This is a genomic window from Rhizobium sp. CCGE 510, assembly GCF_000292525.1.
In the GTDB taxonomy this organism is placed as follows: domain Bacteria; phylum Pseudomonadota; class Alphaproteobacteria; order Rhizobiales; family Rhizobiaceae; genus Rhizobium.
Genome location: NZ_AEYF01000029.1, coordinates 1 through 26,391, shown reverse-complemented (window position 1 = coordinate 26,391; position 26,391 = coordinate 1). Strand labels below are relative to the sequence as shown.

The window sequence follows — 26,391 nt, the reverse complement described above, 5'->3', positions numbered from 1 at the left end:
CCGCCTCGATTTTCGTTTCATTTTGTTATGATCTTGCGGAATCTCACCAAAATTCCTAGAAATCTTGCCGTTGCACCCATCCGAGCCAAATATGGCCGGAGGGCGTATTGATCGCGCCAAAATCGATCGTCCTTGGCACAGCCTGGCGCTGTTGAACGATCCGGAAAACCGGCGCGGCACCTCATCGCGGGTCAATGACCCCATCCAAGGAGACAGACTATGACCCTCAAGACCTTGACGGCGACCCTGGTTGCGTCGCTCGCCTTTGCGCCGCTAGCCCACGCCGATATCACCATCGGCCTGATTGCGCCGCTGACCGGCCCCGTCGCTGCCTATGGCGACCAGGTGAAGAACGGCGCTCAGACCGCCGTCGACGAGATCAACAAGAAGGGCGGCATTCTCGGCGAGAAGGTGGTCCTTGAACTGGCCGACGATGCCGGCGAACCGAAGCAGGGCGTTTCCGCCGCCAACAAGGTCGTCGCCGACGGCATTCGCTTCGTCGTCGGCCCGGTCACCTCGGGTGTCGCCATTCCGGTTTCGGACGTGCTTGCTGAAAACGGCGTGCTGATGGTCACCCCGACCGCGACGGCCCCCGACCTGACCAAGCGCGGTCTCACCAACGTGCTGCGCACCTGCGGCCGCGACGACCAGCAGGCCGAAGTTGCCGCCAACTACGTGCTGAAGAATTTCAAGGACAAGCGCGTCGCCATCGTCAACGACAAGGGCGCCTATGGCAAAGGCCTCGCCGACGCCTTCAAGGCGACGCTGAACGCCGGCGGCATCACCGAAGTCGTCAATGACGCGATCACCCCCGGCGACAAAGATTTCAGCGCGCTGACCACCCGCATCAAGTCGGAGAAAGTCGACGTCGTCTATTTTGGCGGCTATCATCCGGAAGGCGGCCTGCTCGCCCGCCAGCTGCATGACCTCGCCGCCAACGCCACGATCATCGGTGGCGACGGCCTCTCCAACACCGAATTCTGGGCAATCGGCACGGATGCCGCCGCCGGAACCGTCTTCACCAACGCCTCGGACGCCACGAAGAGCCCGGATTCCAAGGCCGCTGCCGAAGCGCTCGCTGCCAAGAACATCCCGGCCGAAGCCTTCACACTCAACGCCTATGCCGCCGTCGAAGTGCTGAAGGCCGGCATCGAGAAGGCAGGCAGCGCCGAGGATGGTACAGCCGTCGCGGCCGCGCTGAAAGACGGCAAGGAAATCCCGACCGCGATTGGCAAGGTCACCTATGGCGAGACCGGCGACCTGACTTCGCAGAGCTTTTCGCTCTACAAATGGGAAGGCGGCAAGATCGTCGCCGCTGAGTGACAGGCAGTATTGACGGAAGCAGGATCGGGCGCCTCGCGGCGCCCGGTTTTGCAGGCCTAGACTGCAGATCAGTCCGGCTTTTTCGCATCTTGATCCATATAGTCTTCCAGCGTCGTGGGTGTAACGAGAACCAGCGGCTGAAGATAGGTCCTGTTGGGTAGAGGCCTTGGAACTATCTCATAGAAACGAGAAACGACATTGCGCTTGAGGCTTGCATCCATAATGTCGCTTCCAGAAGGCTTTTCGAAGGTGACGTCACTAACTCTTCCGTGCTTATCGATTGTGAATTTGGCCCAATTCTGAGTTGTCGTTGTAGTCGCACAGCCGCTCAACAGAAAAACCGCCGCGCAGACCGTCGAAATAATTGCTTTCATATCATGACCTTGAGTTGGGAATTGAGATCTGTATTCTCGCGTCACTAGCACCGCTGACACCAGGATAAAAGCAGCTGAAAATACCACTCGATGTTTTCCATCATTCACCCGGCGTCAGAGGTAGAAATCAGTCGAAGAGGTAGATCATGACCACCAAACTCGAACGTCTCATCGACCAGGGCGTCGGCCGGGTGCCTGCCGATATCGTGCTGAAGGGTGGCCGCTTCTTCGACCTCGTCACCGGTGAACTCGTCCAGTCGGACATCGCCATCGGCGCCGATCGCATCGTCGGCACTTCGGGCAATTATCAGGGCGAAACCGAGATCGACATATCGGGAAAAACAGTCGTTCCCGGCTTTATCGACACGCATCTGCATATCGAATCCTCGCTCGTCACACCGCATGAATTCGACCGCTGCGTCCTGCCCTACGGCGTCACCACCGCGATCTGCGATCCGCACGAAATCGCCAATGTGCTCGGCGCCGCCGGCATCGAGTTCTTTCTCCAATCCGCACTCGAGACGATCATGGACATCCGCGTCCAGCTCTCCTCCTGCGTTCCGGCAACCCATCTCGAAACCTCCGGCGCCGACCTGCCGATCGAACGCCTCCTGCCCTACCGCCACCATCCGAAGGTCATCGGCCTTGCCGAATTCATGAATTTCCCCGGCGTGATCCACAAGGATCCCGTCTGCTTGGCCAAGCTCGACGCCTTCCAGGGCGGCCACATCGACGGTCATGCGCCGCTGCTGACCGGCAACGACCTCAACGGCTACCTCGCAGCCGGTATCCGCACAGAGCACGAATGCACGACCGCCACCGAGGCGCTGGAAAAGATCCGCAAAGGCATGCATATCCTGGTCCGCGAGGGCTCGGTGTCCAAGGATCTTGCCGCGCTGATGCCCATTATCACCGAGCGGCTTTCGCCTTACCTGGCGCTCTGCACCGACGACCGCAATCCGCTCGACATCGCCGAACAGGGTCATCTCGATCACATGATCCGCACGGCCATCGCAAGCGGCGTCGAGCCCCTGGCGATCTACCGCGCCGCCTCGATCTCAGCCGCCCGCGCCTTCGGCCTCAGGGACCGCGGCCTGGTGGCGCCGGGCTGGCGCGCCGATCTGGTGGTACTCGACAGCCTGGAAGATTGCCGTGCCGACATGGTCTTCTCCGCCGGCCGCCGCGTCACCGATGCGCTCTTTTCCTCACGCAGGCCGGTTGCGCCAATCGGCCTCGACAGCGTCAAGGCCCGGCCGGTCAACGCCGCCCATTTCGGCGTGCCGGTCACCGAAGGCGAAACGCCGGTTATCGGCGTCATGCCGGGCAAGATCATCACCGAGCATCGCCGCTACCGCTTGCCTGTCAGGGGCAACGAAACATCGGTCGATCTTGCCAACGACATCATCAAGGTCGCCGTCATCGAGCGCCACGGCAAGAACGGCAACCACGCCAACGGCTTCGTCCAGGGTTTCGGTCTGAAGAAGGGCGCGATCGCCTCCACCGTCGGCCATGACAGCCACAATATTTGCGTCGTCGGCGTCGACGAGGACGACATGGCGCGCGCCGCAAACCGCCTTGGCGAGATCAAGGGCGGCTTCGTCGTCGTCGAAGACGGCAAGGTCACCGGCGAAATCGCCCTGCCCATCGCCGGCCTGATGAGCCTCGAGCCCTATGAGACGGTCCGCGATACGCTGCACCATCTGCGCAAAGCCGCCTTCGCGCTCGGCGCCACGCTGGAGGAACCCTTCCTCCAACTCGCTTTCCTGCCACTGCCGGTCATCCCGCACCTGAAGATCTCGGACAAGGGAATGGTCGACGTAAACAAGTTCGCGCTGATCGGGTGATCTGCCTGCCGAGCAACGGAGGAAGACAGACTGTGCCTATCGCCAGCCTTCCGGTAATTCATCATTCTCGGCGGGTTCTGCTTCCAGCACGTTGTCGAGCAGCTTCAAAAGACCATCACCAGTCGCGCCGCCTGCCCGTCTCTTGAGAAATTCCTCGGCAGTTTCGACGGCACCGACCTTTTGCGCGACCGCCGATGCGATCCACTGATTGAGAGACACGCCGTCTTCCCTCGCAAGGCGGGCAGCAGCCGCCCTGATTGAGCTTGGAAGTTTGAGCGGATAGGTGTTCGTGCTCATTTCCTGATTTCCTCCAGCAACTCCGAGGGACGAATCACCCGGAGCCCGAACCGGTCCTTCACCGCTTCGAAATCCCGGATATTGTACGTCACAAGCGCATCCGCACGTCCATTGACCGCCGCCTCGAGTACCAGTTCGTCCTGCGGATACGACAGTTGGGGCCGCCAGCGGAAATGCACATCCACCGCCTCGGCCAACGCAGCCATTTCCGCCATCAGGTCATCGATCTCCGGCGGCGTAAACCGATGAACTGCGACGTGCTCCGGACGCTTCAGCACCGCTTCGTACTCCAGAAAAAGCGCCGTCGTGACCAGCGGCCTGATCGCCCTCTTCGCTGTCAGCTGCAATATTGCGAAAGATGCACCGGTTCTGCTGCGAAGAGCGGCGGTCAATATGTTGGTATCAAGCACGACCCTCTTCATAGAACTAACATGATACATCCCATGGGATGTTTCAATTGGAATTGGACGTCACACTCGCGCACAGAACCCGTCCAGCGCCGCAAGCTTCACCAGCCCCGAACCTGCCACCGCTTCAAAGCCCGGCAGTTCAAGCCGTTCCCCGAGCACCACGCCTTCAGGCAGGCGGAATTCCGCCGGTTCGCGCGTCAGGTTGAAAACGAAAAGTAGCTTTTCCCCCTCCTTCTCGCGGGTAAACGCCAGCAGGTCTTGATTGGTGCCGATAAAGGTCATTTCGCCGTCGGTCAGCGCCGGGTGGCTCTTCCGGAAGGCGAGTGTCCTGCGGTAGTGGTGCAGCACCGAGCTGTTGCTTCCCTCCTGCGTATCTACGGAAAGTGCCGCCTGTTCGTAGGGCACCGGCAACCAGCTCTTTTCTGCAGACGTGAAGCCCGCATGCGCCTTGCCGGCCTCCCAGGGCATCGGTGTGCGGCATCCGTCGCGTCCCTTGAAGGCCGGCCAGAAGCGGATGCCATAGGGGTCGCGCAGATCCTCGAAGGCGAGCTCCGCCTCCGGCAGACCGAGTTCCTCGCCCTGATAGAGGCAGATCGAGCCGCGCAGCGCCGCAAGCACCGAGATCGCCAGCTTAGCGATGGCAGGGCGCTCATCGGCCGTCAGCGCAAAACGGCTGACATGACGCATGACGTCGTGGTTTGAGAAAGCCCAGCAGACCCAGCCGTCGGTCACCGACTTCTGAAAAGCCTCGACGCAGCCGCGAATATGCTCGGCGGTAAAATCCGGTCCCAAGAGATCGAACGTGTAGCACATATGCAGCTTATCGCCGCCGCTCGTATAGGCGGCCACCGTCTTCAGCGAACGCGCACCGTCGCCCACCTCGCCAACGGTCGTGCGATCCTCGTACTGATCGAGCAGCACCCGGAAGCGTTTGAGAAAATCGACGTTTTCCGGCTGCGTCTTGTCGTAGAGGTGGTTCTGCATGCCGTAGGGATTGCTGTCGGGCGCATCGAGACCGGCGTCATCCTCATCAGGCTCGTGCGGCGGATTGCTTCTGAGCTGCTGGTCGCAGAAATAATAGTTGACCGTATCCAGCCGAAAACCGTCGACGCCACGGTCAAGCCAGAACTTCACCGTCTCCAGCACCGCATCCTGCACTTCCTTGCTGTGGAAATTCAGGTCCGGCTGCGAGGTCAGGAAATTGTGCTGGTAATATTGCCGGCGCACGCCGTCCCACTCCCAGCCCGGCCCGCCGAAGATCGACAGCCAATTGTTCGGCGCCGTGCCATCCGGCTTCGGGTCGGCCCAGACATACCAGTCCGCCTTCGGATTGGTCCGGCTGGTCCGGCTCTCGACGAACCACGGATGCCGGTCTGATGTGTGCGAGATCACCTGATCGATGACGACCTTGATGCCGAGCCTGTGCGCCTCGGCCATCATCTCGTCGAAATCGGCGAGCGTCCCAAAGATCGGGTCGACATCGCAATAATCGGAAACGTCATAGCCCATGTCGGCCATCGGCGACTTGAAGAAGGGCGAGAGCCAGATCGCATCGACCCCAAGGCTGGCGATATGCGGCAGCCGGCGGGTGATCCCCTTGAGGTCGCCGAGCCCATCGCTGTTGGTGTCTTGAAACGAGCGCGGGTATACCTGATAGATCACCGCGCCGCGCCACCAGTCCGCATTCCCGCCTGCCTGCAATGCCATCAGCTACATCTCCTGCTCGTTTGCGCTCGTCACACTAAAGCGGACGGGGCAAAAGACAACCGGGGTGGGGCCTTAATGGCGGCGGTTACGCGGTAGCGACAGATCGTCGCGATCCGACAAGGAGGAGACGTATACAGGCTTGCCCACAACCCGTTCCCAGCTCCGCATTTGGGGTTGCAACGCGATTCCTTTGCGATAAGGTGCGCGCTGACCTGCACGTAAGAGGTCAAATGTCGGGAACAGATATCTAATAAAGGCGCAAAGCCTAGAAAGGTGGACCCACCATGAACCAGTTCACGAAAAAATTTCTCGCCTCCGCAATGCTTGGCACTTTGCTGGCGTTTTCGGCGCATGCGGCCACGCTGAATATTCACAATGGTGGCGACCCGCAGTCGCTCGATCCGCAGAAGCTTTCCGGCGACTGGGAAAACCGTATCGCCGGCGACATCTTCGAAGGCCTCGTCACCGAGGACGCCAAGGACAATCCGGTCCCCGGCCAGGCAGAAAGCTGGACGATTTCGCCTGATGGCAAGGTTTACACCTTCAAGCTTCGCGACGGCATCAAGTGGTCCGATGGCCAGCCGGTAACGGCGGGAGACTTCGTCTTCGCCTTCCAGCGCCTCGTCGACCCGAAGAACGCCGCCGACTATGCCTATCTGCAGTTCACCATCAAAAATGCCGAAAAGATCAACAAGGGTGAGATCACCGATCTCAACCAACTCGGCGTCAAGGCGATCGACGACAAGACACTCGAAATCACCCTCGAAAATCCGACCCCCTATTTCCTCAATGCCCTGATGCATTACACCGCCTATCCGCTGCCCAAGCACGTCGTCGAGGCGAAGGGTCAGGATTGGGTCAAGATCGGCAACATCGTCACCAACGGTCCCTATAAGCCGGTCGAATGGGTTCCGGGTTCGCATGTCACCACGGTCAAGAACGATCAGTGGTACGGCGCCAAGGATCTGAAGATCGACGGCGCGAAGTTCTTCGTACTCGAAGACCAGGAAGCCGCGCTGAAACGCTACCGCGCCGGCGAATTCGATATCCTCACCGACTTCCCGACCGACCAGTACGAGTGGATGAAGAAGAACCTGCCTGGCCAGGCGCATGTCGCGCCCTTTTCCGGCCTCTACTACTATGTCATCAATTCGACCAAACCGCCCTTCGCCGACAAGCGGGTGCGCCAGGCGCTCTCCATGGCGATCAACCGCGAAGTCATCGGCCCGCAGATTCTCGGAACCGGCGAACTGCCGGCCTATTCCTGGGTCCCGCCGGGCACGGCAAACTACGGCGAACCGGCCTACGTCTCCTGGAAGGATCTTCCCTATAAGGACAAGGTCGAAGAAGCCAAGAAGCTGCTGAAGGAAGCCGGTTTCGGTCCGGATCATCCGCTGACTGCCGAGCTCAAATATAACACCAACGACAACCACAAACGCATCGCCGTGGCGATCGCCTCGATGTGGAAGCCGCTCGGCGTCAATGTCGAACTCGTCAATGCCGAGACCAAAGTGCACTATGACCAGTTGCAGCGCGGCGAAGTACAGATCGGCCGTGCCGGCTGGCTCGCCGATTACAACGATCCGGACAATTTCCTGAACCTCCTGGTTACAGGCGTCCAGATGAACTACGGCCGTTGGTCCAATCCTGAGTACGACAAGTTGATCAAGGACGGCAACGCCGAGACGGATCTGAAGAAGCGGGCCGAAATCTTCAAGAAGGCCGAGCAGCTGGCGCTTGATGATTCTGCCGCCCTGCCGATCTACTACTACGTTTCGAAAAACGTCGTTTCGCCGAAGATTGAAGGCTTCGTCGACAATATTCAGGACATCCACCGCACCCGCTGGCTGTCGATGAAAGAGTAAGGGAAAACGGCCCTTCCCGTCTCTAGCGGGAAGGGCCGGCCCACGACCATGATCAAATACGCCCTCCGTCGCCTGCTATCGACGATCCCCGTACTGTGGATCGCCGTCACAGCCTGTTTTTTCGTTTTGCGCCTTGCCCCCGGCGGCCCGTTCGATGGCGAAAGGCCATTGCCGCCGGTGATCCTGAAAAACCTCGCTATCCACTACAACCTCGATAAACCGCTGATCCAGCAGTATCTGATCTATGTCGGCGACCTGCTGCGTGGTGATCTCGGCCCCTCCTTCGCCAGCGAGGATTTCACCGTCGCCCAGCAGATCATGATCGGTCTGCCCTACACCTTCACAATCGGGACGGCCGCTTTCCTGCTCGCCATCATCATCGGCGTCGCCGTTGGCTGTCTTGGGGCGCTCTACCAGAACAAGACGCCGGACTACATTCTCGGCGCTCTCATCCTGGTCGGCGTCGTGCTGCCGAACTTCCTGATCGCGCCGATCCTGCAGCTTATCTTCGGCATCCATCTCGCCTGGTTTCCGGTCGGCGGCTGGGGTGACGGCTCGATCAAATACCTGATCCTGCCGATCGTCGTTCTGGCCCTGCCGCATGCAGGCCGCATCTCGCGCATCACCCGTGGCTCGATGATCGAGGTGATGAACCAGAACTTCATCCGCACCGCCAAGGCCAAAGGCATCGGCCCACGGCTGACGGTGATGCGTCATGCGCTGAAACCGGCGCTGATGCCTGTCGTCTCCTATCTCGGGCCGGCGGCAAGCTACCTTCTCACCGGTTCGCTGGTTGTCGAAAGCATCTTCGGATTGCCCGGCATCGGGCGCTACTTCGTCAACGCAGCGCTGAACCGCGATTACGGCATGGTTCTCGGTACGGTCATCTTCTACATGGTGCTGATCGTATTCCTGAACCTTCTGGTCGATATCGCCTATGCTTGGCTCGACCCGAAAGTGAGAAACCGATGATTCTCAACCCCGCAAAACGCGAGCTGCTCGCCCAGGAGCTTCTCGAAGCGGAGGGTCTCGCACCCGAAGGCCGTTCGCTGACCAAGGATGCACTGCGCCGTCTCGGGCGCAACAAGGCGGCCGTCTTATCGATCGTGGTCCTGGCGCTGCTGATCCTCGCAGCCTTCCTCGGCCCCTGGTTCGTTCCTTTCAACTACGAGGATCCGGATTGGGCCGCCTTCCGCATCCCGCCCTCGATCGAGACCGGCCATTATTTCGGCACCGACCCGAACGGCCGCGACCTTCTCGCCCGCGTGCTTTACGGCACCCGCATCTCGCTTGCCGTGGCGTTGACGGCGACCGTCGTCTCGGTCGTCATCGGCGTGCTCTACGGTGCGATTTCGGGCTATATCGGCGGCAGGCTGGACGCGATCATGATGCGCTTCGTCGACATCATGTACGCGTTCCCCTACATCCTCTTCGTCATCCTGCTGATGGTGATCTTCGGCCGCAACGTCTATCTGCTTTTCGCCGCGATCGGCGCGCTGGAATGGTTGACCATGGCCCGCATCGTGCGTGGCCAGACGCTGTCGATCAAGCACCGGGAATTTATCGAGGCGGCCCGTGCCTCCGGGCAGAGGCCGCTCAAGATCATCCTCAAGCACATCATTCCGAACCTCGTCGGACCCGTGGTGATCTTCGCAGCACTGACCGTGCCGGAGATCATCGCCACCGAAAGCTTTCTTTCCTATCTCGGCTTCGGCGTCCAGGAACCGCTGACCTCGCTCGGCACGTTGATCGCCGAGGGGAGCGATGCGATGGAAAGCATGCCGTGGCTGCTGATCTTCCCGGCAAGCTTCCTCGTGGCGCTGCTGCTCAGCCTGCTCTTCATCGGCGACGGCCTGCGCGACGCGTTCGACCCGAAGGATCGCTAGAATGCCCCACGAAACCCAAAAAGACATACTCCTTGAACTCAAGGACTATTCGATCATCTTCAAAACGCCCGACGGCGAGGTGAAGGCGGTCTCGAGCATGAACCTCACCGTCCGGCGCGGCGAACGCATCGCCATCGTCGGCGAATCCGGCTCAGGCAAGAGCCAGACCTTCCTCGGCATCATGGGCCTGCTCGCCAAGAACGGCAGGACCACCGGTCAGGCCCTGCTCGAAGGCAAGGACGTACTGTCGCTGAAGCCGCGCGAGCTCGACCAGATCCGCGGCAAGGACATGGCGATGGTCTTCCAGGACCCGATGACCGCCTTGAACCCGTCGCTAAAGATCTCCCGGCAGCTGACGGAACAACTCGAGGTTCACCACGGACTGACGGCGCGAGCCGCATCCGACGCCGCCCTCGACATGTTGAAACGCGTCGGCATCCCCGACCCGACGCGGCGCTTCCACCTCTATCCGCACGAGCTCTCCGGCGGCATGCGCCAGCGCATTGTCATTGCCATGGCGCTGCTCACCAAGCCGAAGCTGCTGATCGCCGACGAACCGACGACGGCGCTCGACGTCACCATCCAGGCGCAGATCCTCGATCTGTTCAACGATCTGACGGCGGAGATGAACACCGCTCTCATCATGATCACCCACGATCTCGGCGTCGTCGCCGGCCTCGCCGACCGTGTCGCCGTCATGTATGCCGGCCGCATCGTCGAGGAGGCGCCGGTCGATGAGCTCTTCGACAACCCGGCACATCCCTATACCGCGGCGCTGCATGCCTCGATCCCGCGGCCGGACCAGGATGTCGACGATCTCGTCGTCATCCCCGGGCGGCCGCCGAACCTGCAGCACCTGCCGAAGGGCTGCAATTTCTCGCCGCGCTGTTCGCAGGTTCAGGACGATTGCATCGACCGCCCGCCGCTGCTGGAGATCCTGGCGCCGCGCCATTGCGCCGCTTGTTACCACCCCTTCCCGCGTCGTGAGGAGCTGCTGAGCCATGGCTGAAAGATCGCTTCTGAGGGTCGAGAACTTGACGACCCAGTTCGAGCTGCCGGCGAAAGGCCTCTTCAAGCCGCCGATCTTCCTCACCGCCGTCAACAATGTCAGCTTTGACTTGAGCGAAGGCCGCACACTCGGCATCGTCGGCGAATCCGGCTGCGGCAAGTCCACACTCGGCCGCTCGATCCTGCGGCTCTTGAAATCGCAGAAGGGCCGCATCCTCTGGCAGGGCCGCAACCTTCTCGACCTGTCGGAAGAGGAAATGCGCGCCGCGCGGCGCGACATGCAGATCATCTTCCAGGATCCGATCGCCTCGCTCGACCCACGCATGACGGTCGGCGACATCATCGCCGAGCCGCTTACGGTCTTCGAGCCGAAGCTTTCGAAGGCGGGGCGCACCGACCGTGTCCGCAAGATCATGACCGCCGTCGGTCTGGTGCCGGAGATGATCAACCGCTATCCGCACGAATTCTCCGGCGGCCAGGCGCAACGCATCGGCATTGCCCGCGCCGTCATCACCAAACCGAAGCTCATCATCTGCGACGAGCCGGTTTCGGCCCTCGACGTTTCCATCCAGGGCCAGGTCATCACGCTTCTGCGCAAGTTGCGCAAGGAATTCGGCCTGACGCTGATCTTCATCAGCCACGACCTTTCCGTCGTGCGGCTGATCTCCGACGACGTGCTGGTGCTCTATCTCGGCAGGGTGGTGGAAGCCGGCGACTGCGCCACCGTCTTCGATCATCCGGCCCATCCCTATACGCAGGCGCTGTTTTCCGCAGCACCCATCCCGGATCCGAAGCTCGCGCGGCTGCGCACCCGCATCCGCCTGCAGGGCGATCCGCCCTCGCCGCTCAACCCGCCGAAAGGCTGCGTCTTCTCGCCGCGCTGCTGGAAGGCGACCGATATCTGTCGCACCGAAATGCCGCCGACCGAGGAAGTCCGCCCCGGCCAGAAGGCCGCCTGTTATCATATGGACAGGCCATGAATGGAGTGAGGGCTGAGTGTTGCAGCCTTCGGGTTGATGACAAATCTTGCTCCCAGCACGTCATCCTCGGCCTTGTGCCGAGGATCCGCTGCCCTATCGACCGGAGGCAGATGCTCGGGACAAGCTCAAGCATGACGAAAGACGGATTTACTGTCTTTTCCGAAGCCTGAAAGTCGCGCGCAGCGCCTTCACTGATTTCAGAATATTAGGCCATCCATTTGGGGGTGAAGTGTTCCGAAAGCAGACCTATTTCGGAATTTATAGTCTCCGATAACAAAGATTTAGATGCAATATGCTATCCCTGTCTCCGCCCAATCAGGGGCTGGGGAACGCATATATGAAATCGAAACTATCAGGATTGATCGCGGTTGCGGCCGCGATAATCGCCGCCTCCGCCGTTTCGTCACATGCCGAAGATCTGAAGTTCAAGCTGACCAACGGCACGAACTCCGTCCTGGCGCGCTTCTACAGCGCTCCGACCGGCGTCGACAACTGGGAAGAAGACGTCTTCGGCGACGAGGTTCTCAACCCGGGCGAAAGCATGGATATCACCATCGCCGATGGCCGCACCGTCTGCAAATACGATATGCGCTTCGAGTTCGAGGAAGGATCAAACCTCGATACCACCGAAGATACGCAGGATCTTTGCCAGATGGGCAGCTACACCATCCACGAATAGAGAGCCTTCGCAGCGCTCGCCTTCGCCTCGCAGCGAGGGCGAGCCTTAACCTCCGGCGATATCAGCGCCAATGATATCAGCGCTTGTCACTCCGCCCGGCTCCGCGTATCAGCGATGCAGAGCAATGCCGGGAGGACAAGGTGAGCAGACGGTTTCTATCGATCGGTGAATGCATGGTGGAACTGTCGCAGGCAGGTGACGGCCTGCTGCGCAAAGGGTTCGCCGGCGATACTTTCAACACCGCCTGGTATGCCCGCGCCTGCCTTGCATCCGACTGGTCGGTCGATTATTTCACCGCCCTTGGCGAAGACGCCATGTCGGATGAGATGGTGGCCTTCATCGACAAGGCAGGCATCGGCACCAGCCTTATTCACCGCATCAAGGGCAAGACGCCCGGCCTTTACATGATCAACCTGAAGAACGGCGAGCGCTCCTTCAGCTACTGGCGCGATAATTCGGCTGCCCGCAGCCTCGCGGCCGATCCCGATCACCTGCGTGAGGCGGTGGAAAGTGCTGATGTCGTCTACTTCTCCGGCATCACCCTCGCCATCCTGCCGCAGGAGGATGCCGCGACGCTGCTTGCCGAAATCCGCCGCGCCAAGGCCGCCGGCAAGCTGGTGGTGTTCGACCCGAACATCCGCCCGCGCCTGTGGTCGAGCTATGACATCATGCACGCGACGATCAGCGAGGGCGCCCGCTCCTCCGTGCTCGTGATGCCGAGCTTCGATGACGAGGCTGCCCATTTCGGTGACGATTCCATCGAGGCGACGATCCACCGCTATCACGGACTCGGCGCTGCCAACGTCGTCGTCAAGAACGGCGCGGACGGCGTCAGACTGAATTTTGCCGGCGAAGAGAGCTTCGTTCCGGCAGAAAAGGTGGAGAAAGTGGTCGATACCACCAGCGCAGGCGACAGCTTTAACGGCGCCTTCCTCGCACACTATCTTGAAACAGAAGACGCAACCGCAGCAGCCGGTTTCGCCGCAGGCGTTGCAGCCCGCGTCGTCAGTGAACACGGCGCGTTGGTGGCGAAGGACAAACTTGGATTGAAGGGCGGCTAAATCCGCGCGCGCTTGTTGAAGTTTTTACCCCGGGTTGATGGGATAAAAAATCAGGACTTCGTCGGCCGATCGGACTCGCGAACCGCCTCGTCATGGTACCAGCAGCTGTCGAGCGCCGCGTCGCAGACGTCGGCTGCCTCGCGCTCCATCAGCCGGGCGCGTTCGAACCGGTTGGCGGTCCGCGTCGGATTGACGGGAAACTGGTAGATCGTTGCAGATTCACGGTAGAAACCGGTGGGCATGAGATCGCCTCCATTCAGTTCGGCGCATCAACATTCAAGGCCGTGACCATAGCACGGTGCACATAGTTTATGCAAATTGCACAAATTATATGCATCACCATGTTATGATTGATCGATATGCTGTCTATGCCGAGAGCGTCCGCCTATTTGTTCAACACTTCATCACTCCTAAGCTAACGCTGAAATTTTCATCCGGTTCCGCAGCGAAAAACTCGGTTTCCTGCTGATGATACGGCCTTCCGCCGTCAAAACGGGGTGGTTTTGGCAAAACAAAACGCATATTGGCCTGCCGATTTGCGATTTTTTCTTCTCCCTCAGCCAAACTGGCATGCTACGTGCTTTTAAAGTGTCATCCCCTGGCGGTCGGATGCGCTTGCGCGCCAAAATCGCTTCCGGATTTGCTCACCTTTGTCGCATTGAGAGAGTCACGATGACAAAATATAAGCTCGAGTATATTTGGCTCGATGGGTACACTCCGGTACCGAACCTGCGTGGCAAGACGCAGATCAAGGAATTCGACGTATTCCCGACGCTGGAACAGCTTCCGCTCTGGGGCTTCGACGGTTCGTCGACCTTGCAGGCCGAAGGCCGCAGTTCCGATTGCGTGCTGAAACCCGTCGCCATCTATCCCGACCCGGCCCGCACCAACGGCGCGCTCGTCATGTGCGAAGTCATGATGCCCGATGGCGTCACGCCGCACGCGAGCAACGCTCGCGCGACCATTCTCGACGATGAAGATGCCTGGTTCGGTTTTGAGCAGGAATACTTCTTCTACCAGAACGGCCGTCCGCTTGGCTTCCCCGAGCAGGGCTACCCGGCTCCGCAGGGTCCCTATTACACCGGCGTCGGCTATTCGAACGTCGGCGACGTTGCACGCGAAATCGTCGAAGAACATCTCGACCTCTGCCTCGCTGCCGGCATCAACCACGAAGGCATCAATGCCGAAGTGGCCAAGGGTCAGTGGGAGTTCCAGATTTTCGGCAAGGGCTCCAAGAAAGCCGCCGACCAGATTTGGATGGCCCGCTATCTGCTGCAGCGCCTGACCGAAAAGTACGGCATCGACATCGAGTATCACTGCAAGCCGCTCGGCGACACCGACTGGAACGGTTCGGGCATGCATTGCAACTTCTCGACCAAGTTCATGCGCGAAGTCGGCGGCAAGGCCTATTTTGAAGCGCTGATGGCGCAGTTCGAAACGAACCTGATGGACCACATCGACGTATACGGTCCTGACAACGACAAGCGCCTGACCGGCAAGCACGAAACGGCACCGTGGAACAAGTTCTCCTACGGCGTTGCCGACCGTGGCGCTTCGATCCGCGTCCCGCACTCCTTCGTCAAGAACGACTACAAGGGCTATCTGGAAGACCGCCGTCCGAACTCTCAGGGCTGCCCCTACCAGATCGCTTCGCAGGTTCTGAAGACGATTTCGGAAGTTCCGACTGCAAGCTCGGCTTCCGCTGCCGCTTAACCTCCCAAACGGCGCCGGTCCACGACCGGCGCCGTCATTCTCTCCGCATGAGACCCGGATCGACCGCTGACATATTCGCGGAAACCCGGCCGCTGAAAGCCCTGCAGACGCTGGCATGCGGCTGTAATATTTCCATCATGATCATGTCTCAAAATAGGCAGGCGGGAATCGCCGTTCCGGAACCCCGCTTTGGGGCTAAGCGTTGGCATATCGAGGCAACGCGGATGGAAATCGTGACATGCTGCAACGTCCGGCAAACACTCATCATGGCGAGAGCTGGGCCAATGCTGCAGCCGCCGGCAACCTGCCCGAACGTCTGGTGATCGTCACCGATGCCTGGCATCCACAGGTCAACGGCGTCGTGCGCTCAATCGAGAACACCAATCGCGAATTGGCGAAGATGGGCGTTGCGGTTTCGATGGTCACGCCGGAGCGCTTCAACAGCATCCCCTGCCCGACCTATCCCGAGATCCGCCTGTCGATCGCCAATTACCACCGCATCGCCCGCGAGATCGAAAAACACAATCCTTCCTATGTGCATATCGCCACCGAAGGGCCGCTGGGGCTGACCGCCCGCCGCTGGTGCCTGCGCAAGGGCATGCCCTTCTCCACCAGCTATCACACGCGCTTTCCCGAATATGTGTCCGCCCGCTTGCCGATACCGCAGAGCTGGCTTTATGCCTTCGTACGCTGGTTCCACAACGGCGGCGCCGGCTGCATGGTCGCGACCCCGAGCCTTGCTCGCGAGCTGTCGGCACGCGGCATCAAGAACCTGATGCCCTGGACCCGGGGCATCGACGCCACCCAATTCCACCCCATGCCGCTTGAGGAGCAGCCATTCGGCCTCCCTCGCCCGATCTTCATGACCGTCGGCCGCGTCGCGCTGGAAAAGAACCTGCCGGCCTTTCTCGATCTCGACCTGCCCGGTTCGAAGGTTGTCGTCGGCGACGGACCGGCACGCGCTGAGTTGGAGCAGCGGTATCCCGATGTGCACTTTACCGGCGTGAAGTTCGGCGAGGATCTGGCGAAAGCCTATGCCCAGGCCGACGTCTTCGTCTTTCCCTCGCTCACCGACACTTTCGGCAATACCATCCTTGAAGCGCTGGCATCGGGCGTGCCGGTCGCAGCCTATCCCGTGACCGGCCCGCTCGACATCATCGGCGAAGATAGCGAGGTCGGCGCGCTGGACCAAAACCTTCAGGCCGCTTGCCTTGCCGCTATCTCCGGCTCGCGCGGCAAGGCGCGCGAGCTTGCCATGCAATATTCCTGGGAAGCGGCGACGCTGCAGTTCATCAACAACATCCGCGCTGCCAACGGCGTCATCACGCCGAAATGGAAAAAGGCCTGGCAGTTTGCCAAGTCGCTGCCAAGAAGCAGAAAGCCCGGCGAAACCGCCGGGCCTCTGCCATCCGCAGACTGACCCGTCTTACTTATGAAGGGCGTTACGAAGCGTGTCGTTCGCAACCGCAATCGCGCTGCGTGCAGCAGGCGTTTCGGCAATGGCGTTCAGGAGCACGAAGTCGTGGATCGTGCCGTTGTAACGCATTGACGTAACGCGGACGCCGGCCTGGCTGAGCTTGCGGGCATAGGCCTCGCCCTCGTCGCGCAGCACGTCGTTCTCGTCGACGATGACGAGCGCTGGCGGCAGGCCGTTCAACTGCTCCAGCGACGCCTGCAGCGGCGAAGCCGTCGGCTCCTTGCGCTTGGCCTCGTCCGGCAGGTAGGCGTTCCAGAACCACTTCATCCCTTCCTTGGTCAACCACGGGCCATTGGCGAACTGGTTATAAGAGCCATTGTCGAAATTGGCGTCAGTGACCGGGTAGAACAGCACTTGCTGGTCGATGGCCGGACCGCCGCGCTCCTTGGCAAGCAGTGTCACCACCGCCGCCATATTGCCGCCGACGCTATCGCCTGCGACCGCCAGCCTGCTGGCGTCGACGTTGAACTCCTTGGCATGCTCGGCGACATATTTTGTCGCCGCATAGGCCTGCTCGATGGCAACGGGATAGCGGGCCTCCGGCGAGCGTTCGTAATCGACGAAGACGACGGCGGCATCAGCGCCGTTGGCGATCTCGCGCACCAAGCGGTCATGCGTATCCGCATCGCCCAGCACCCAGCCGCCGCCGTGGAAATAGAGAATGACCGGCAGCGTGCCCTTGGCATGTTCCGGGCGGACGATGCGCAGCTTGATGCTGCCGGTCGGGCCTGTTTTGATGACCTTATCCTCTTCCTGCGCGGCAAGCTTCTTGACGTCGCCCTTCTGCGCACCGGCCAGAACATTGCGGGCATCGGCCGGTGACAGCGTGTAGATCGGCTTGCCGCCGGCAAGGGCGTCGATGAATTTCTGCGTTGTCGGCTCGAGTACCGGATCGGCAAGCGCGCCGACGGCGGAGGCTGCCAGGAGTGCTGCTGCGGAAACTGCGGTCTTGATGGTCGACATTGTCTTCTCCTCTCGGTTTGGTGTTCGTCGTGAACACCGTTTTTATATCGCGCACGATTATTTATTGGACAATTAAAATTTCTGCATGCCTGCCATGCGTAAAAGACGTTTGCGATTATTTATCGCGCGATATAAGTTCGATCAGTTGTGGAGATACCCATGCAGGATCAGTTGAAGCTCGATAATTTCATCTGCTTCGCCGTCTATACGGCAAGCCACGCATTGAACCGCGTTTACAAGCCGCTTCTCGACGCGCTCGGCCTGACCTATCCGCAATATCTGGCCATGGTCGCGCTGTGGGAACAGGACGGCCAGACCGTCGGCGGTTTGGGCGAAAAGCTCTTCTTGGAATCGAGCACGCTGACGCCTTTGCTCAAACGCCTGGAAAGCGCCGGCTACATCAGACGCGAGCGCAGCAGCGAGGACGAACGCGTCGTCGTCATCCGCCTCAGCGACGAAGGCAAGCGACTGAAGGAAAAAGCGATCGGCGTCCCCGGCTGCATCGTGGAAGCGAGCGGCCGCGATGCAGCGGATCTCACCCGGCTCCAGGCCGAGATCGTGGCGCTGCGTGAGGCGTTGAACAAGAGTGTGGCTTAGGTTCAAGACGATCGAGATAGGTCGTGCCTGAGGCACCCCCCTCTGCCCTGCCGGGCATCTCCCCCACAAGGAGGGAGATCGACTCGCGGATAGTATCTCCCCAAGCAATTGATGTTGGAGCGAGCGGGTCCGCCCATCCGATCTCCCCACCTGTGGGGGAGATGCCCGGCAGGGCAGAGGGGGGCGCCCCACGGCACGACGTGAACGGACATTCCGCAAACGCCAACCAGCGCCCCAAAAAAACCCTAGGTCCGTCTCTTCTTGCCTTCGAACGGATTCTCCGCCGAACGGAAATGAATACGGATCGGCACGCTCGGCATGTCGAAATCGGCACGCAACCCGTTGATCAGATAACGCGTATAGGATTCCGGCAGCGCGTCGGAGCGGGTGCAGGAAATCATGAAGGCCGGTGGGCGGGCCTTGACCTGCGTCATGTACTTCAACTTGATGCGGCGGCCGGAAACGGCCGGTGGCGGATGCTGGATCTGCTGCGTCTCCAGCCAGCGATTAAGCTTCGCCGTCGAAATGCGCTTGTTCCAGACCCTGTCCGTGTCGATGATCGACTGCATCAGCTTGTCGAGGCCCCAACCGGTCTGACCGGAGATCGGCACGGCGCGGATACCGCGCGCCTGCGGCAGCAGCCGGTCGGTCTTTTCGCGCAGGTCGGCAAGCACAGCCTGCCGGTCTTCGATCATGTCCCACTTGTTGAAAGCGAGAACCGCGGCGCGGCCCTCGCGTAGCACCAGATCGACGATCTGCAGATCCTGCTTTTCGAAAGGGATGGTCGCATCGAAGACGATGACCACTGTCTCGGCAAAACGGATGGCACGCAACGCGTCGGCAACCGAAAGCTTCTCCAGCTTCTCGATCACCCGTGCTTTGCGGCGCATGCCTGCCGTATCGAACATCTTGATGGTGCGGCCGCGCCAGTCCCATTCGACCGAGATGGAATCGCGGGTGATGCCCGCCTCCGGCCCGGTCAAAAGCCGGTCCTCGCCGAGGAAACGGTTGATCAGCGTCGACTTGCCGGCATTCGGCCGCCCGACGATCGCCACGCGCAGCGGCTTCGTGTCGTCATAGGCGGGCTCTTCGTCCTCGTCGCTGCCCTCTTCAGACTGCGGAATGTCGACGTCGGTGACGGCGGCATCCTCCTTGGCGGGGTAGGCCCGCTCCTCGCCGATTGCCGCGACGATCGCATCGCGCAGGTCAAGCATGCCCTGGCCGTGTTCGGCCGAAATCGGCGTCGGCTCGCCAAGCCCAAGCGTATAGGCGTCGTAGAAGCCGCTGTCGGAACCGCGCGCTTCGGATTTGTTGGCGACGAGCACCACCGGCTTGCCGCGCCGGCGCAGCATTTCGGCAAGGTCGGTATCGACGGGCGTCAATCCGCTCTTAGCGTCGACGACGAAAAGCGAAAGATCCGCCTCGTCGATCGCCGCTTCCGTCTGCGCCCGCATCCGGCCCTGCAGGCTTTCCGCGTCGGCCTCTTCCAGACCAGCTGTATCGATGATGGTGAAGGTCAGGCCCATCAGCCGCGCATCACCCGGCCGACGGTCGCGGGTAACACCCGGCGTGTCGTCGACAAGCGCCAGCTTCTTCCCCACCAGGCGGTTGAAAAGCGTCGATTTGCCGACATTCGGACGACCGACGATCGCGACCGTGAAACTCATTCTTTTTCCTTAAAACTCAGCCCTGCGCGGCGGGCGCCTTGCCGGATGCGGTAATGAGATCAAGCATCATGTGGGCGCGATTGGCAACATTGCGCGGGCTGTCGGTATCATCGACGATCGACTGGAACCACTGCCGCGCCTGCGCCATGTTGCCGGCCTTATAGGAAGCAAGGCCGAGCGCTTCGCGTGCCGAATGGCGGAAAGCGTTGCCCGGCACGGCCATTTCCTCGATCGCGGCCGAAACCTGTTCGTAAGAGCCGTTTTCGATCAGCAGCCAGCCGGCCCGCATTTTGGCGGCATCACGCACAGCGGCCGGAACTCCATTGTCCTTGCCGATCTCGTTGAAGGAAGCGATCGCCGCGGCGGTATCCCCCTTCTGGACCTCGACAGTCGCGGCCCGCATGCGCGCCAGCACCGGATAGGCACCGTGGCCTTCCTTTTCGAGCTTGTCGAGCGCGGCCAGCGCCTCGTCATTCTTGTTCTCGTCGGCAAGCTTCATCGCCGCCAGAAACTGGTCGCCGGCGCCCGAGGAGCGGGTATCGTCCCAATATTCAAAGAGAACCTTGCCGGCGGTGCCTGCGACGATCAGGATGGCGACGACGATGATATAGCGGCCGAACCGGCGCCAGACGCCCTTCATCTGGTCCGAGCGCAATTCCTCATTGACTTCACGGATGAAGCTGTCGTCGTTGAATGCCATTCTCGTCTCCGGCCGCGGAAAATACCCATACGTTGTGCAAAACGCACATTGTCGGGCCTTCTACCCCATTTTGCCGCCGTTGTAAGGGGGATATGAAAGATTAGAGCGCCGCTCATCCGACAGGATGCGCCAAGGACGCTCTAACACTTTGAATCCGCGCATAATCCTTTCCGAAAATCGGAATCGATTTTCGGGAGTATGCGCAGGTCAGATGACGAGCGGCGAAACGCCGATCAACCATTCGTGCAGCTTCCAGATGATCAGCGCCCAGACGACGACGCCGATGATAACCGCGTAGAGATCGTATTTGGCCGAGACGAACGGCCGGAGCACGATATCTCCCGCCCTCTGTCGTCTTTTCAGCGAAATGCGCAGGATGACGCCCCAGGCCAGGAAGGCCGCAAACAGCAGCACCGACGACGTTTCGCCATTGGCGAGCAGATGCGCCAGCGCCCAGATCTTCACTGACAGCACCATCGGATGTTTGGTCTTGGTCGCGATATGCCCCGCAGGCAGCAGCGAGGCGACGAGACAGATCATTGCGATCAGCATTAGCGTGATCGTGATATGCGCCATCCAGACCGGCGGATTGTAGAGCATGCCGGTTACGTCACGGGCCTGCCCGAAGCCATAGATCAACAGGATCAGCGTGGCGAGACTCGCGATCGAATAGGCCACCCGCCAGCCCTTCTCGCCGAGGCTTGCGATCATCGAACGGCGGAAGCCGGGGGCCACCACCCGCACCAGATGCACCCCGAGGAAAAGTATGATGCCGACGATAAGCAAAGTCATGGCGGGTCCCTTCCGTGCCGTTTGTCATGACTTACCGGCTGGCGGGAAAAAATACCAGTTGAGACCGCAGCTTCGCCGCAATTCTATCGGAGGGAAACCGCGAACAAATTGTCGCGGTGTCCATGTCTCGTCCTTTCCTCTCCGCCTGTCTGGCTGCATCGTTCCTCCTGCCGACGGCGGCAGACGCGGCCGATCGGCCGAAACAGCTGGTCATCATCTCGTTCGACGGAGCCCACGACAATGCGCTCTGGCTGAAGAGCCGCGAGATGGCCGCGAAGAACGGCGCCCACTTCAGCTATTTCCTCTCCTGCACTTTCCTGATGAACGAGGCGGCCAAGAGGGCCTACCAGGCACCGCACCAGAAGCGCGGAAAATCCAATGTCGGCTTCGCCCAGAGCGACGACGAGATCCGCGAAAGGCTCGGCAATATCTGGCATGCTCATCTCGAAGGCCACGACATATCGAGCCATGCCTGCGGCCATTTCGACGGCCGTCTCTGGAGCGAGGCCGACTGGTCGGCCGAATATGCCACCTTCCACGCGACCCTGAAAAATGCCTGGAAAAGCGTCGGCCTTGAGGAGCCGGCCGGCTGGCAGGATCTTGTGGATCACGACATCAAGGGTTTTCGCGCCCCCTATCTTTCCGCAACGGCGGGCGCCGACATGATCGCCGCCGAAAAGAAGGCGGGCTTCAGCTATGATGCGAGCCTCGTCACCAAAGGTCCGGCCATGCCTGTCGAAGAAGACGGCATCATCCGCTTCGGTCTGCCGCTGATCCCCGAGGGCCCGAACGAAAGGCCGATCATCGGCATGGACTACAATCTCTTCGTGCGGCACTCCAAGGGTGAGGAAGACAGCGCGGATTCAAAGGAATTCGAGGACCGCGCCTATTCAGCCTTCAAAGAGGCTTTCGACAAACAATATGCCGGCGGTCGCATCCCCCTCCAACTCGGCTTCCACTTCGTCGAAATGAACGGCGGCGCCTACTGGCGCGCCCTCGACCGCCTGGTCGGCGACGTCTGCCACCGCACCGACGTCGCCTGCGTCAGCTACTCGGAAGCGATCCCGATGATCGAGGCGCGCGGGAAACTGGAACGGACGTCGGGACTGTAATAAGTTATCTTGGGATGAGGCATGGTGCCGTGCGGCCTCCTCATCCGACCCTTCGGGCCACCTTCTCCCCGCTGGGGGAGAAGGGAATGAGGCACCGTCGAGACATACTCTCCGGAATGATAGATGGAGACGAGGTTGCCACGAATCTCTTCTCCCCTCGGGGAGAAGGGTGGCGGCAGCCGGATGAGGGGGCCACGCGCCTCACCAGGCATTGAAGCCAATCCCATCCGGCCAAACCTTACCCATCAGCCGTCGGCGTGCACGACACCCGCATCACGCTCCAGATAACGCTGGTCGATATCCGGCAGCGGCTCATCGTCGATTGCTGCCTCGAAGGCCTTGAGGCGCTTGTGGATGGAGAGCAGTTCGATGATCGTTGTCCAGGAGTTGACCAGGTACTGGAACGAGTTGCTGACCTGCCCGAAGGCAGTCGAGATCTGCTGGAAGATACCGTAAGTGATGGTGCCCGCCACGATCGTCGGCACCAGCATAAAGACCACGAAGAGTGCGTCGGCCTGGATGTAGAAATAGCGGGCGACATTGAAATACATGTAGTGGAAATACATGCGGTAATAGTTGCGGCGAACGTTCCCGAAGAGTTCCGTGACGGTCAGCGGCTGAGCCCGTTCCGCATGGTCCTCGCCATAGACCAGTTCCTTGCGATAGGCCGCTTCGACGCGTTGGTTGCGGAAGTTCAGGCCCGGCAGCTTGACACCTGCGACCGCCAGCAAAACCGTGCCGAACGCCGACCAGAAGAGCGCCAGCCAGAAGAGCGAATTCGCCACCGGTCCAATGAACGGCAGTTCCGTCACGTAATGCGACAGCGCCAGAAGGATCGGCAGGAAGACCACGAGCGTCATCACCGAGTTGATGAGGCTGATGCCCAGACCTTCGAGCGTGCTCGAAAAGCGCATCGTGTCTTCTTGAACGCGCTGCGAGGCGCCTTCGATATGGCGCAGCTTTTCCCACTTCGACATGTAGAAATTGTTCATCGCCGTGCGCCAGCGGAAGATGTAGTGGCTGGTGAAAAAGTCGGTCATGATCGACACGAACATGCTGAGGAACGCGATCTGACAGAAGACCCACATCAAGCTGTAGAAATTGTCGACGGAAATGCCTGGCTGCTTCGACAATGCGTTCTGCAGCAGGTCGCCAAATGGCCGGCGCCAGTTGTTGATCACGACGCTGATCTGGACGCCGAAGTAAGTGACGAAAATAATCAGCGCCGAACCCCAGATCGACCACAGCTTCCAAGGGTGGCGTAACGCCTTCAGATGCCATGCGCCGCAGAAGATTACCGCCGACAGAAGGAAATAGCTGTAGAACCAGATATTTTCGGGCAGCAGGAAGAACGAGAGGTCAATCGGCTGCTGTTCCTCGGCAACCGGCACATAGCCGAGCGATGCACCGAGACCGGCGGCAAAGAGATACCAGCCGGCAATGGAAATCAGGGTCCAAACCACGAGCGAAGTAAAGAACGCCTTTGGCTGCGGAAAAAAGGAATGAAACACGGGGAGCTTTGCTTTCCTGAACTGTGAGTCTCGGGAGTGTCATGGAACACTGATTTTGCCGGAAACTAAGGCAGTTCGAAGGAAGCAGCAATGGGTTCGGCCCATTGTTACGGAGATGTAACGGGTTAGAGCAATTCCAGGAAAAGTGCGACGCGGTTTTCCGTCCGGAATTGCGTAGAGACAAGATAATGGAGCGGTTCTGCGAAGCTGAACCGCTCTATGCGATTTTCTTGATCACCGGCATCACCAGCGCGGCGCAGGCGACGAGCGCGATGGCGGCGATCACCGTCGGGACGGTGAAACTGCCGCTGCGCTCGGCAATCCAGCCGGCAACAACAGGCCCGACGATCTGGCCGACACCGAAGGCGGCCGTCATCATCGCCAGTATCCGACGCGGGCTGTCGGGGGAAAGCTTGCGGCCGATCTGCAGCCCGTAAGCCGTAATCGCCAGGAAAGTCGCCCCGAACAGCGCGCCACCGATCAGCGGCGCGACCGAAGGCGGCAGCGCCACGGTCGCGAGCACGCCGGCGGCTTCAATCATAAGCGCCGCGACATACACGCCGCCCAGTCCGAGCGGCCTGACCAGCGGCTTCCAGGCAAACAACGCCACGGCCGCCGTCAGCCCGGCAATAAACCAGCAGAGGAATTCGACGAAGGGCCCGGTTGCAGAAAGGCGCGCTATGGTGACGAGGAAGGTCGCGGTGATAACGTAGCCGAAGCCGAACAGGCCGTAGGACAGCGTCAGCAGCACCATCGGCCGGTTCCAGACGAGCGCCGGCTCCTTGCCCGCCTGCGCCGATTGCGCCGGGGCTGACGGCAGCAATAGGAACACGACGACGAGACTTGCCGCGCAATAGAGCGCGCCGCCGATCCAGTCGGCTCGCCAGCCGCCCGGCCCGTCGTGATAACCAAGGCCGATAAGAAATACCATGACCGAGGACAGCGCAATGCCCGCCCCCGGCCCGCCAAAATGCGCCGCCTGCACATGGTCGTTGCCGGCAGCAGCGCCGTGGCTGAGCACGATCGACGAGGTGAAGACCATCGCAAACGCGCTGGCAAGGCCGGCGAGGAACCGGATGACGGCAAAGACCGCGACGGATTGAGTGGCGGCCATGGCCGCAAGCAGGATCGCGGTCGCCAGCAGCGACAGAAGCGCCACCAGCCGTTCGCGCCCCGCAGCCCACCCATAAGCCGCAAGCACGGCCCCGACGAGATAACCGACGAAATTCGCCGACGCGATGAAGCCGGCATCCGCCGCCGAAAGGGGCACGCCGCTGATCATACCCGGTAGGATCGGCGTGTACGAGAAGCGCCCGAAGCCCATCGCGGCGGCCATAGCGACGGCGCCAGCAGCGGCGGTGGAAACAAGATTCGGCGGGGAGTGACGGATGCGCTCGAGCATGCAGCGCTTATCGCGCCGCAGCATCTGCACTGCAAACGAGTATTTCTGATCAATTGATCAATTCTGCGAAAGTAGGCGCAGGAGGATGGGCGCAGCCTCCAGGAGAGCCTCATCCTTGTACGTTGCCGTTGCTGTATAATGCGGCTGTGCGACGGGGATGCGTGTCATCCTTGGGTTTTGAACTCGTACCTCAGCAAGCATCTCCGTCGCCATATCTTCGCTCGAACGGTTGGTTGGGCTTTGAGCCCGCGTTGCAAGGAGGAGCACCCCATGCATGCCCCCAAAACTTTCATGGTCGGTATCGATGTCTCGAAGGCCCATCTCGATGTGGCCATCGAGGGTAAAGCCGCCGTTGTCCGCTTCGACAACGATGCGGCAGGCTGTGCCGCACTCGCAGCCGCGGTGATCGGCGCAGAGCTTGTCGTCGTCGAAGCCACCGGCGGTTACGAGATGGCGATCGTCAGGACACTGATGGCCGCCGGCATTGCCGTTGCCGTCGTCAATCCCCGCCAGATCCGCGATTTCGCCAGGGCCAGCGGACGTCTGGCCAAGACCGATCAGGTCGATGCCCGCGTCATTCGCCACTTCGCCAGAGCGATGCGGCCGGCACAGATCCCCCATATCGACGACGGCCGCATCGCGCTTGCTGCCCTCGTCACCCGCCGCCGCCAGCTCGTCGATATGGCGGTCGCCGAGAAGAACCGCCTCGAACATGCCCCTCAAGCCGTCGCCGTGTTGATTGCCGAGACCCTCGCCGCCCTCAAGGCCCAGCTCGCCCGCGTCGATGCCGCCATCGCGCTCGCCATCGACGCCGAGCCCGATATGACCGCACGCCGCGACCTGCTGCTGACCATCCCGGGCATCGGCGAGGTCGGCGCCGCCGTGCTCATCGCCGAACTGCCCGAACTCGGCGCCATCGACGACAAGAAGCTTGCCGCCCTCGTCGGTGTCGCACCGATGGCCCACGACAGCGGCACTTGGCGCGGACAACGCCACATTGCCGGCGGTCGCGCCACCGTCAGA

Annotated in this window: 25 protein-coding genes; 14 read left to right on the top strand and 11 right to left on the bottom strand. The window is 60.8% G+C overall.

Annotated elements, in window-relative coordinates; translation table 11 throughout:
- Positions 1-219 precede the first annotated feature (219 nt).
- The gene (locus RCCGE510_RS14610) at positions 220-1,323 is read left to right on the top strand and encodes a branched-chain amino acid ABC transporter substrate-binding protein (protein ID WP_007631000.1); all 1,104 of its coding nucleotides are present in this window, start codon (positions 220-222) and stop codon (positions 1,321-1,323) included.
- A gap of 68 nt (positions 1,324-1,391) precedes the next feature.
- Here the strand turns inward: RCCGE510_RS14610 and RCCGE510_RS14605 are convergent, their stop codons facing one another.
- Positions 1,392-1,784 carry a TonB C-terminal domain-containing protein gene (locus RCCGE510_RS14605; protein ID WP_157179911.1) on the bottom strand — a complete coding sequence of 131 codons (393 nt, stop codon included), beginning with the start codon at positions 1,782-1,784 and terminating at the stop codon, positions 1,392-1,394.
- A gap of 59 nt (positions 1,785-1,843) precedes the next feature.
- Here RCCGE510_RS14605 and ade point away from each other — a divergent pair, with 59 nt between their 5' ends.
- Positions 1,844-3,541, top strand: coding sequence for an adenine deaminase (ade, locus tag RCCGE510_RS14600; RefSeq protein WP_007630997.1), 1,698 nt, complete (start codon positions 1,844-1,846; stop codon positions 3,539-3,541).
- 36 nt (positions 3,542-3,577) lie between these two features.
- Here the strand turns inward: ade and RCCGE510_RS14595 are convergent, their stop codons facing one another.
- The 3 genes from RCCGE510_RS14595 to RCCGE510_RS14585 are packed head-to-tail and all read right to left on the bottom strand — an operon-like array spanning position 3,578 to position 5,955.
- Positions 3,578-3,838, bottom strand: a complete 261-nt coding sequence (locus tag RCCGE510_RS14595; RefSeq protein ID WP_007630996.1) for a toxin-antitoxin system HicB family antitoxin — start codon at positions 3,836-3,838, stop codon at positions 3,578-3,580.
- Positions 3,835-4,248 (bottom strand): putative toxin-antitoxin system toxin component, PIN family, encoded by a 414-nt coding sequence (locus RCCGE510_RS14590; protein ID WP_240539657.1) that lies wholly within the window; start codon positions 4,246-4,248, stop codon positions 3,835-3,837. The genes RCCGE510_RS14595 and RCCGE510_RS14590 overlap by 4 nt, the downstream gene beginning before the upstream one ends.
- A 60-nt stretch (positions 4,249-4,308) precedes the next feature.
- Positions 4,309-5,955, bottom strand: coding sequence for an alpha-glucosidase family protein (locus tag RCCGE510_RS14585; RefSeq protein WP_007630994.1), 1,647 nt, complete (start codon positions 5,953-5,955; stop codon positions 4,309-4,311).
- A gap of 284 nt (positions 5,956-6,239) precedes the next feature.
- On the opposite strand from RCCGE510_RS14585, the gene RCCGE510_RS14580 reads away from it, so the two are divergent.
- From RCCGE510_RS14580 to RCCGE510_RS14550, 7 genes are all read left to right on the top strand, one after another.
- Entirely contained in the window at positions 6,240-7,820 is a 1,581-nt protein-coding gene (locus RCCGE510_RS14580; RefSeq protein ID WP_007630992.1) for a peptide ABC transporter substrate-binding protein, read from the top strand.
- A 48-nt stretch (positions 7,821-7,868) separates the two neighbouring features.
- Positions 7,869-8,792, top strand: a complete 924-nt coding sequence (locus RCCGE510_RS14575) for an ABC transporter permease subunit (RefSeq protein ID WP_007630990.1) — start codon at positions 7,869-7,871, stop codon at positions 8,790-8,792.
- Entirely contained in the window at positions 8,789-9,706 is a 918-nt protein-coding gene (locus RCCGE510_RS14570; protein WP_007630989.1) for an ABC transporter permease subunit, read from the top strand. The genes RCCGE510_RS14575 and RCCGE510_RS14570 overlap by 4 nt, the downstream gene beginning before the upstream one ends.
- A gap of 1 nt (position 9,707) precedes the next feature.
- Positions 9,708-10,715 carry an ABC transporter ATP-binding protein gene (locus RCCGE510_RS14565; RefSeq protein ID WP_007630988.1) on the top strand — a complete coding sequence of 336 codons (1,008 nt, stop codon included), beginning with the start codon at positions 9,708-9,710 and terminating at the stop codon, positions 10,713-10,715.
- Positions 10,708-11,694, top strand: a complete 987-nt coding sequence (locus RCCGE510_RS14560) for an oligopeptide/dipeptide ABC transporter ATP-binding protein (protein WP_007630986.1) — start codon at positions 10,708-10,710, stop codon at positions 11,692-11,694. Before RCCGE510_RS14565 ends, RCCGE510_RS14560 begins: the two co-directional genes overlap by 8 nt.
- Before the next feature lie 337 nt (positions 11,695-12,031).
- Positions 12,032-12,373 (top strand): hypothetical protein, encoded by a 342-nt coding sequence (locus tag RCCGE510_RS14555; protein WP_007630984.1) that lies wholly within the window; start codon positions 12,032-12,034, stop codon positions 12,371-12,373.
- Positions 12,374-12,513: 140 nt separating this feature from the next.
- Positions 12,514-13,434, top strand: coding sequence for a sugar kinase (locus RCCGE510_RS14550; RefSeq protein ID WP_037078735.1), 921 nt, complete (start codon positions 12,514-12,516; stop codon positions 13,432-13,434).
- A 50-nt stretch (positions 13,435-13,484) separates the two neighbouring features.
- Here RCCGE510_RS14550 and gstI read toward each other — a convergent pair whose 3' ends face one another.
- Positions 13,485-13,676 carry a glutamine synthetase translation inhibitor GstI gene (gene gstI, locus RCCGE510_RS14545; protein ID WP_007630982.1) on the bottom strand — a complete coding sequence of 64 codons (192 nt, stop codon included), beginning with the start codon at positions 13,674-13,676 and terminating at the stop codon, positions 13,485-13,487.
- Positions 13,677-14,106: 430 nt separating this feature from the next.
- Between gstI and RCCGE510_RS14540 the strand changes: the two genes are divergently transcribed.
- Together RCCGE510_RS14540 and RCCGE510_RS14535 are read left to right on the top strand one after the other, a co-directional pair.
- Positions 14,107-15,147 (top strand): glutamine synthetase beta-grasp domain-containing protein, encoded by a 1,041-nt coding sequence (locus tag RCCGE510_RS14540; RefSeq protein WP_007630981.1) that lies wholly within the window; start codon positions 14,107-14,109, stop codon positions 15,145-15,147.
- Positions 15,148-15,385: 238 nt separating this feature from the next.
- Positions 15,386-16,567 (top strand): glycosyltransferase family 1 protein, encoded by a 1,182-nt coding sequence (locus RCCGE510_RS14535; protein ID WP_007630980.1) that lies wholly within the window; start codon positions 15,386-15,388, stop codon positions 16,565-16,567.
- A gap of 6 nt (positions 16,568-16,573) precedes the next feature.
- Here the strand turns inward: RCCGE510_RS14535 and RCCGE510_RS14530 are convergent, their stop codons facing one another.
- Positions 16,574-17,587 (bottom strand): alpha/beta hydrolase, encoded by a 1,014-nt coding sequence (locus tag RCCGE510_RS14530; RefSeq protein WP_007630979.1) that lies wholly within the window; start codon positions 17,585-17,587, stop codon positions 16,574-16,576.
- 159 nt (positions 17,588-17,746) lie between these two features.
- Here RCCGE510_RS14530 and RCCGE510_RS14525 point away from each other — a divergent pair, with 159 nt between their 5' ends.
- Positions 17,747-18,184, top strand: coding sequence for a MarR family transcriptional regulator (locus RCCGE510_RS14525; RefSeq protein ID WP_007630978.1), 438 nt, complete (start codon positions 17,747-17,749; stop codon positions 18,182-18,184).
- A gap of 245 nt (positions 18,185-18,429) precedes the next feature.
- Here the strand turns inward: RCCGE510_RS14525 and der are convergent, their stop codons facing one another.
- The 3 genes from der to RCCGE510_RS14510 form a co-directional block, all read right to left on the bottom strand.
- The gene (gene der / locus RCCGE510_RS14520) at positions 18,430-19,851 is read right to left on the bottom strand and encodes a ribosome biogenesis GTPase Der (RefSeq protein ID WP_007630977.1); all 1,422 of its coding nucleotides are present in this window, start codon (positions 19,849-19,851) and stop codon (positions 18,430-18,432) included.
- Positions 19,852-19,867: 16 nt separating this feature from the next.
- Positions 19,868-20,551, bottom strand: a complete 684-nt coding sequence (locus RCCGE510_RS14515; protein ID WP_007630976.1) for a tetratricopeptide repeat protein — start codon at positions 20,549-20,551, stop codon at positions 19,868-19,870.
- Positions 20,552-20,758: 207 nt separating this feature from the next.
- Positions 20,759-21,343 (bottom strand): NnrU family protein, encoded by a 585-nt coding sequence (locus RCCGE510_RS14510; RefSeq protein ID WP_007630975.1) that lies wholly within the window; start codon positions 21,341-21,343, stop codon positions 20,759-20,761.
- 122 nt (positions 21,344-21,465) lie between these two features.
- On the opposite strand from RCCGE510_RS14510, the gene RCCGE510_RS14505 reads away from it, so the two are divergent.
- Positions 21,466-22,455: a hypothetical protein gene (locus tag RCCGE510_RS14505; protein WP_007630973.1), complete on the top strand. Its 990-nt coding sequence runs from the start codon at positions 21,466-21,468 to the stop codon at positions 22,453-22,455.
- Between the two features lie 245 nt (positions 22,456-22,700).
- On the opposite strand, the gene sbmA is transcribed toward RCCGE510_RS14505, so the two are convergent.
- Complete coding sequence (sbmA, locus tag RCCGE510_RS14500) at positions 22,701-23,966, bottom strand: peptide antibiotic transporter SbmA (RefSeq protein ID WP_007630971.1); 1,266 nt, start codon at positions 23,964-23,966, stop codon at positions 22,701-22,703.
- Between the two features lie 217 nt (positions 23,967-24,183).
- Positions 24,184-25,368, bottom strand: coding sequence for a YbfB/YjiJ family MFS transporter (locus RCCGE510_RS14495; protein ID WP_192815312.1), 1,185 nt, complete (start codon positions 25,366-25,368; stop codon positions 24,184-24,186).
- A 270-nt stretch (positions 25,369-25,638) separates the two neighbouring features.
- Here RCCGE510_RS14495 and RCCGE510_RS14485 point away from each other — a divergent pair.
- Positions 25,639-26,391, top strand: a 753-nt coding sequence (locus tag RCCGE510_RS14485) for an IS110 family transposase (protein WP_007629678.1), incomplete at its 3' end; no start/stop codon positions are given.

Bases quoted from the DNA above. Each gene is read 5' to 3' on its own strand.
- RCCGE510_RS14610 (WP_007631000.1), top strand. From the start codon at position 220: ATGACCCTCAAGACCTTGACGGCGACCCTGGTTGCGTCGCTCGCCTTT.
- ade (WP_007630997.1), top strand. From the start codon at position 1,844: ATGACCACCAAACTCGAACGTCTCATCGACCAGGGCGTCGGCCGGGTG.
- RCCGE510_RS14595 (WP_007630996.1), bottom strand. From the start codon at position 3,838: ATGAGCACGAACACCTATCCGCTCAAACTTCCAAGCTCAATCAGGGCG.
- RCCGE510_RS14585 (WP_007630994.1), bottom strand. From the start codon at position 5,955: ATGGCATTGCAGGCAGGCGGGAATGCGGACTGGTGGCGCGGCGCGGTG.
- RCCGE510_RS14580 (WP_007630992.1), top strand. From the start codon at position 6,240: ATGAACCAGTTCACGAAAAAATTTCTCGCCTCCGCAATGCTTGGCACT.
- RCCGE510_RS14575 (WP_007630990.1), top strand. From the start codon at position 7,869: ATGATCAAATACGCCCTCCGTCGCCTGCTATCGACGATCCCCGTACTG.
- RCCGE510_RS14570 (WP_007630989.1), top strand. From the start codon at position 8,789: ATGATTCTCAACCCCGCAAAACGCGAGCTGCTCGCCCAGGAGCTTCTC.
- RCCGE510_RS14565 (WP_007630988.1), top strand. From the start codon at position 9,708: ATGCCCCACGAAACCCAAAAAGACATACTCCTTGAACTCAAGGACTAT.
- RCCGE510_RS14560 (WP_007630986.1), top strand. From the start codon at position 10,708: ATGGCTGAAAGATCGCTTCTGAGGGTCGAGAACTTGACGACCCAGTTC.
- RCCGE510_RS14555 (WP_007630984.1), top strand. From the start codon at position 12,032: ATGAAATCGAAACTATCAGGATTGATCGCGGTTGCGGCCGCGATAATC.
- gstI (WP_007630982.1), bottom strand. From the start codon at position 13,676: ATGCCCACCGGTTTCTACCGTGAATCTGCAACGATCTACCAGTTTCCC.
- RCCGE510_RS14540 (WP_007630981.1), top strand. From the start codon at position 14,107: ATGACAAAATATAAGCTCGAGTATATTTGGCTCGATGGGTACACTCCG.
- RCCGE510_RS14535 (WP_007630980.1), top strand. From the start codon at position 15,386: ATGCTGCAACGTCCGGCAAACACTCATCATGGCGAGAGCTGGGCCAAT.
- RCCGE510_RS14530 (WP_007630979.1), bottom strand. From the start codon at position 17,587: ATGTCGACCATCAAGACCGCAGTTTCCGCAGCAGCACTCCTGGCAGCC.
- RCCGE510_RS14525 (WP_007630978.1), top strand. From the start codon at position 17,747: ATGCAGGATCAGTTGAAGCTCGATAATTTCATCTGCTTCGCCGTCTAT.
- der (WP_007630977.1), bottom strand. From the start codon at position 19,851: ATGAGTTTCACGGTCGCGATCGTCGGTCGTCCGAATGTCGGCAAATCG.
- RCCGE510_RS14515 (WP_007630976.1), bottom strand. From the start codon at position 20,551: ATGGCATTCAACGACGACAGCTTCATCCGTGAAGTCAATGAGGAATTG.
- RCCGE510_RS14510 (WP_007630975.1), bottom strand. From the start codon at position 21,343: ATGACTTTGCTTATCGTCGGCATCATACTTTTCCTCGGGGTGCATCTG.
- RCCGE510_RS14505 (WP_007630973.1), top strand. From the start codon at position 21,466: ATGTCTCGTCCTTTCCTCTCCGCCTGTCTGGCTGCATCGTTCCTCCTG.
- RCCGE510_RS14495 (WP_192815312.1), bottom strand. From the start codon at position 25,368: ATGCTCGAGCGCATCCGTCACTCCCCGCCGAATCTTGTTTCCACCGCC.